Here is a 6,683-nt window from a genome sequence, read left to right as displayed (position 1 = left end):
ATACAGCATCTACTTAAATAAAAGCGTGCTTGGATACCATTCAGTTTGTGAGAATAGAAAGTCAGGGCTTTATCTACGGAGCAGTATTAAATACTAGACGCGAAGGCAAGCTCACTGACTTCGATGTGATAAATGATAGCTAATCATTTATCAATGAGAGATACAAGGCGCGAAGCTTGCTGGCGCGAAAAGCGAAGCTTTTAAATTTTTACCTTATTTAAAATATATGCGCTTTTAAAGGCTTTTTTAACCTCTGAGAATATTCACGATTAAGATTAGGGAATTGCTTATACATCATCGCTTTTAATTGCTTTTCAGATAGCTTGTTACAGAGAAATTCTTGCTCAGCAAGCATTATATTCTTAAGTAACGCCTGCCCTGCTCGCGTATCCATTAAAAAGTAAATTGCAGCCCAGCTGCTTGCATACAGCTTACTGGTATCACCTTTTTTCCACGAGTCATCCAAACCCACTAACGAATCAATCGAAAATACACTTTTAGTAATATTGTTATTTTTCGTCCATGAACTATTCGGCTCAACAATAGCTGTTTGCATATTATTTTTAGTAAGCTCAAAGTATTCAGCAAACCCCTCATTAAACCACCTAGAGGTATAGCCTAAAACTGCTTTATTAATGGCGTGCACTGCCTCATGTACCGCAGTTCGCATTGCACTGGGTGCATTATCATAATGAATAAAAGCAGAATTACTCGCGTGAAAATACATACCCGCAGTGTTTGTAGGGTCACCACCGCGTTGCTTTATTGCGGCCTCATAAGCTAGGCGCGTAGGCAATACCGTTAAATTAAGATTTACCTTTTTAAGTGCATGCACGCCAATAATCTGCCCGTATACTTTAAATACAGTATTAAGTTTTATACGTAACTCTTGGTTAAATGACGAAGGTAAATTAGGCGTATTTAAAGTGAGGTCAAAGTAATCTAACGGTTCAATAAAACCAGTATCGTAAGTTGCTACTGCAAAATCCGGTTTTTTATCACTAAAATGCGGCACACCGTCACTGTCTGTCCACGTAAATATATCGCCATTACGTTTATATTTAACCTTACCCAACGATACATCCACGCAGCGCGTATTGTTAGCTTGCGATAAATGATTATCGGCAGATACTGATACATTTTGTAAAGTTGTCGTGCTTACATTTTTGAGTTGTTTATTCGCTAACGGTTCAGTAGTTACCTGCGACGATAAACTATTATAAATTCGTTTAACCTCGCCTATAGGATCATGATAATTAAATACCCGCCCAGTAAAATGATTAGCAATGAGCGCCGATGCAATTAGCAGCACAAAAAATACAAACACCACGCGTAATTTTGTTTTAAACATCTTTATGGGCGCTCTTGCCACTGTGCTTCAAACAACTCTTTTTGCTTACCCCGATACTCGCTACACCATACAAAGTCGGCCGACTCCATACCTTTCTTACGGCAACGTTTAGGCAATTTATAAAATTTTGACCAAGCATCAAGCTTAGCGGCATCTTTATAGCTATCGCTGTGCAAAGACATGTTTGATACTTTTTGATTGAGTAACCAATTGCTATTAAGCGTACGAGTTGGGGTAGAAGAAGTAGCCTGATAAGCGCTACCACTCTTTTTAGGCTTACTGCAGTGATTAGCAAGTAAGGTAAATAGCGCTTTATCGCGCGCAGTTAAACGCTCACCTTCTTTATTACTATAGCCACTTCTAAATTGAGAGCGAATAGCTTCGCGCTGCTTTTTAATGCTATCGCATTGGGCTTGTGTGTAAGCCTCCCCAGCTTGAGGAAAAGTTGTAAATACGCTAATAAATACCAGTAAAATCCATTTAATCATTATTCATTCCCTGAATTAAAACTTTAAAATAGTGTACCTATAAATGTGAAAAAACACATCAACATTACTAATCCAAAAAGCAAACTTAAAGCTATGGGTGGGAGTTCACCTTGTGTCTTGGTTTTTAAAAAGCACCCGCGAGATATAAAACCTCACCTACAATAATTAAACCACCGCACTCAACAAAAGCGTAGGTGCGATTTTACATCGCGCTTTCTCTTTAGTAACTAGCTCATTACTCCAATCAACGCTACAAAGCTCACCTAAACACCTGTAAGCGCTCAGCTTGCTCGCGCGAAAAGCGAAGCTTTTAAAATAATTTACAAATATCGCGTTGGCGATGGCAACCAAAGAAAGACAAGCGCCGGTCTCTCTTTGGAATCACACGGCGCCCCTCAATTTCACTTATCCTTAAACAAATAATTAATATGAACGTAAACGCGATGAAAGCACATCCATGTGCAAGCATCGCTTTCCTCGAATCCATGCGAGGTAATTACTCATTAATTATGTGTTTGCAGGTGAAGTTGAAGGGGATAATTTCTTAGCATCATCATTTGATTACTCTCTTGGCTAATACTTAACTCACACGTTTGTACTTAATTACTAGTAACTTAGTCGATTAATACTTGTAGCTGTACCGCATTTAAGTAAACTAACCACTCGCAAACAGGGAGTGGTTTTAATGCAGCAAATTGGTATTTACGAGCAGTTAATTACGCAAGTAATTGAGCAAAACTTAAATCGTGATCAATTTTATGTGGGCGAGCGCCAGCTTGAAACGGCCGAAGCCGCAACATGGCTTTCACGCTTTTTAAGTAAACTTGTAACGCATGCAATCGATGCCATTCCTAACTCGAATGAGCGCCTACAAGAACAAATTAGCCTAGCTAACAGCCTTGTACTTTGGCTTAAAGATCATATTCGCGATGACGAGCTAATTAACGAAAATCTTATCGACAGCCAAGGCCGAATACTTACCGCGCTGTTTAATACCCAAAACCCTATTGCGGCCAACCTTAAAGATTACTCAAGCGATATATTCCCACTCACAGGCCTTACGCAAAGTGAGTTATTTAGCGGTGCTAATGCAGGTATATCACTCGAAACCGAGCTAAAGCGCGAGATTAAATCGTCCGACACTATTTACTGGCTAGTCTCATTTATAAAATGGACGGGGCTGCGCATTTTTAAAAATGAACTTGAAGCGTTTACTAAAAGCGGTAATAAACTCAAAGTAATTACTACTTCGTACATGGGCGCAACGGATGCTAAAGCCGTTGAGTTTTTAGCAAACCTACCAAATACCGAAGTAAAGCTAAGTTATAATAATCAGCAAGAACGTCTACACGCTAAATCATACTTATTTATGCGCAATACGGGTTTTCATACAGGCTATATTGGCTCGTCTAACTTATCGCATTCGGCGCTTACCAGCGGCCTTGAGTGGAACTTAAAAATTACCGCACAAGAAATCCCGCACATAATAGCTAAAACCAAAAGTACGTTTGAAACCTACTGGGAATCAAAAGACTTCGAGCTATTTACAGGCAAAGCTGAGTGTAAAGAAAAGCTCATTAATTCACTTAACGAGCAACGCGGTGTTGGCCAAGCAAGCAGCCAGTTTTATTTTGATATAACACCAAAAACGCATCAGCTCGCTATTTTAGAAAAACTAAGTGCTGAACGCAGCGTACATAATCGTTTTAAAAACTTAGTAGTTGCCGCAACCGGCACAGGTAAAACCATAATATCGGCGTTCGACTTTAAAACTGTTTACGATAAAAACCCAAACGCACACTTTTTGTTTATAGCCCACCGCGAAGAAATACTAAAACAAGCGCAAAGCGCTTACCGTGGCGTGCTTCAAAATAACGACTTTGGTGAGCTGTGGGTAGGTAACTACAAACCACAACGCTACAACCAATTATTTGCATCAATCCAAACGCTGAACAGCCAAATTGAATCGCTCAATTTAACTCACGATTACTACGACTACATAGTGATAGACGAAGTACATCACGTAAGCGCTGCAAGTTATCGCGCTATTTTAAACCACTTTACGCCCACAATATTACTTGGCTTAACCGCTACACCAGAGCGACAAGATGGTGCAAATATACTTGATGATTTTTGCGGAGTAATAGCCGCTGAAATTCGCTTACCAGAGGCAATAAATCAACGCCATTTATGCCCGTTTCAATACTTTGGATTAGATGACGACACCGACCTAAGCCAAATAACGTGGCGAGGCGGCCGTTACGATATAAGCGAGTTAAGTAACCTTTATACAGGGGAGAACAGCCGCGCTAACAAAATTATATCGAGCCTTGCTGATATCGTAACCAATGTTCACGCTATTAAAGCACTCGCGTTTTGTGTAAGCCAAAAACACGCAGAATTTATGGCTAAAAAGTTTAATCTAGCAGGCATAAACGCCGATGTGCTCACCAGCAAAAACACCAATGAGCGCGCGGCTAAACAGCAAGCTCTACGCCAAAGCGAAATACAAATACTTTGCGTAGTTGATATTTTCAACGAAGGTGTCGATATCCCAGAGGTCGATACCCTGTTATTTTTACGCCCAACTGAAAGCCTAACGCTGTTTTTACAGCAACTAGGCCGTGGTTTGCGCCTGCCCGACAACAGCCAAAAGCAATGCTGTACCGTGCTCGACTTTGTAGGTAATGCTCGCCCAGAATACGACTTTGCTAGCAAGTTTCGCGCACTCATTGGTAAAAGCAATCAACCGATAAAAACCGAGATTGAAAACAACTTCCCGCATTTACCGCTGGGTTGCCGTATAGAGCTACAAAAACGCACGCAACAAACAATTCTAAAAAATATTCAGCAAGCTATAAACTCTAAACGCCGTTTACAGCAGCTGATAAATAGCTATTCGCAACACACTAATGACGCGCTAACGCTAAGCAATTTTTTACATATAAACCCGCAAGTTACGCTTGAAGATATATACAAACCAAAAGATAAAAAACTCGGCGGCTGGAACTGGCTTAAAGGCGATGAAATACCAGTAGAACNAAGCCGATATTTACGCTGCGTATTACCGCGCTATAAACACTCAATTACTCGGCTGCGACTCACTTAGTTACTTATGCTTTTTACGTGATTTATGTAATAACAACTTTAGCTTTATGCCAACACCACAAAACCAACAGTACGCGCTTATAGCGCATTACAACTTTTGGGATAGCACTGGCACAAGTTTAGGGTTTAAAACCCTTGAACAAAGCTTACAAGCACTTAAAAACAAAGAGCTACAGCACGAACTTGCTCAAGTAATTACGCTATTAATAAACCGCATTCACCAGCAAGAAAGTGATTTAGTGTGTTTACCTAATCATGTAATAAAATTACACAGCCGCTACACTCGCCAGCAAATACTCGCCGCATTTGGGGCGCACTCGTTTGATAAAAAATCGACCGCCCGCGAAGGTGTTTTAGAATTTAAAAACCAAAATCTAGAGCTGTTATTTGTAACACTTAATAAGTGCGAAAAAACATATTCACCAACTGAATCGCCCCGAGTTCATCGGAGACCAGTTTGTTTAAGTCAGGCCACTTTACCTGACTCGTTTAAATTATCATAGTAGTCTGTTTCATATTGAGCTGGTGAAATATACCCAATTGAAGATAATAAGCGTTGATTATTAAACCAATTGACCCACTCTAACGTTGCGTATTCAACAGCATCAACATTCTTCCACGGGCCATTTCTGCGAATAATCTCTGTTTTAAATAATCCATTTATTGTTTCAGCCAATGCATTGTCATAAGAGTCACCCACACTGCCTACAGACGCTTGAATTCCAGCTTCAGCAAGTCGCTCAGTGTATCGTATAGACAAATATTGGCTGCCTCTGTCGCTGTGGTGAATTAACCCTTCGGGGTTGCCACGATGCCAAATAGCTTGCTCTAACGCATCAAGAATAAGCTCTGTGTGCATTGTCGTTGATACACGCCAACCTACAATGTATCGTGAAAAAACATCTATCACGAAAGCGACATAAACAAACCCACTCCATGTGGCAACATAGGTGATGTCAGCTACCCAAAGTTGATTTGGCTGCTCAGCAGTAAATTGACGATTAACTAAATCAAGTGGCTTATCTTGTTGCTCGTCAGGTATCGTTGTCTTATGTGCTTTACCCCGACGAACACCTTGAATTCCCATAACTCGCATCAATCGTTCGACTGTACAGCGGGCGACTTGATGGTCGTCAAGCTGTAGCTGCTTCCATATTTTTCTTGCACCATAAACTGACATATTATCCTCCCACACTTCGCGAATGAGTATTATCAGCTCAGCATCACGCTTTTTGCGGTTAGACAGTCGCTCAGGCTCTCTTTGTATCTGTTTATGAGAATAATACGTTGATGGTGCAATCGGCAATTCCTTGCAAATTGACTCGACACCGTAATGCTCTCTGCAAGCATCAATAAAATCCACTATTACTTCTGTTTGCGGTCGAGCTCCGCTTGGGCGAAAAAAGCGGCAGCTTGCCTCAGGATATCATTCGTTCGCTTGAGCTCTTTATTCTCGCGCTCTAAGACGGCAAGGCGTTCTTCAGTTGATTGCGTATTAGAAGAGGGTTTAGACGGTTGAGCTTGAGATTTCTTGACCCATGCTCTAAGTGTTTCTGGGGTACATCCCAGTTTATCTGAAATCGATACTAGCGCAGCCCAAAGAGAAGGGTATTCATGCTGTTGTGTGGTAACAAGCCTAATTGCACGTTCACGAAATTCTGATGTATAGCGATTTGATTTTTTCATAGTTCCAGTTTCTCAAGTTATTGAGTCTCTGGCAAACACGGGGCGATTCA

The 6,683-nt window shown here is 40.8% G+C and carries 3 protein-coding genes, 1 pseudogene and 1 other annotated feature; of the genes and pseudogenes, 1 reads left to right on the top strand and 3 read right to left on the bottom strand.

Annotated elements, in window-relative coordinates:
- Window positions 1-217: 217 nt before the first annotated feature.
- Entirely contained in the window at window positions 218-1,351 is a 1,134-nt protein-coding gene (locus L652_RS0118635) for a DUF1570 domain-containing protein (RefSeq protein WP_024596165.1), read from the bottom strand.
- Window positions 1,352-1,353: 2 nt separating this feature from the next.
- Window positions 1,354-1,839, bottom strand: coding sequence for a hypothetical protein (locus tag L652_RS0118630; protein WP_024596166.1), 486 nt, complete (start codon window positions 1,837-1,839; stop codon window positions 1,354-1,356).
- Window positions 1,840-2,524: 685 nt separating this feature from the next.
- Between L652_RS0118630 and L652_RS01000000124120 the strand changes: the two are divergent.
- Window positions 2,525-5,375, top strand: a pseudogene (locus L652_RS01000000124120) (DUF3427 domain-containing protein); the annotation flags it as partial.
- A 38-nt stretch (window positions 5,376-5,413) separates the two neighbouring features.
- Here the strand turns inward: L652_RS01000000124120 and L652_RS0118620 are convergent.
- Window positions 5,414-6,633 (bottom strand): IS3 family transposase gene (locus tag L652_RS0118620; RefSeq protein WP_223230517.1). Its coding sequence is split into 2 segments (ribosomal slippage): window positions 5,414-6,345 and window positions 6,345-6,633, totalling 1,221 coding nucleotides; the frame shifts between segments, so codons are not numbered across the junction.
- Window positions 6,239-6,355: a sequence feature (AL1L pseudoknot), on the bottom strand. Its footprint overlaps the gene before it by 117 nt.
- Window positions 6,634-6,683 lie beyond the last annotated feature (50 nt).

This window comes from Pseudoalteromonas sp. TB25 (assembly GCF_000497995.1).
Lineage (GTDB): Bacteria > Pseudomonadota > Gammaproteobacteria > Enterobacterales > Alteromonadaceae > Pseudoalteromonas > Pseudoalteromonas distincta.
Note: the sequence above shows the minus strand (reverse complement) of the source record. Positions and strands in the feature narration are given on the sequence as shown.

Coding starts and splice junctions, on each gene's coding strand:
- L652_RS0118635 (WP_024596165.1), bottom strand. CDS start 1,351: ATGTTTAAAACAAAATTACGCGTGGTGTTTGTATTTTTTGTGCTGCTA.
- L652_RS0118630 (WP_024596166.1), bottom strand. CDS start 1,839: ATGATTAAATGGATTTTACTGGTATTTATTAGCGTATTTACAACTTTT.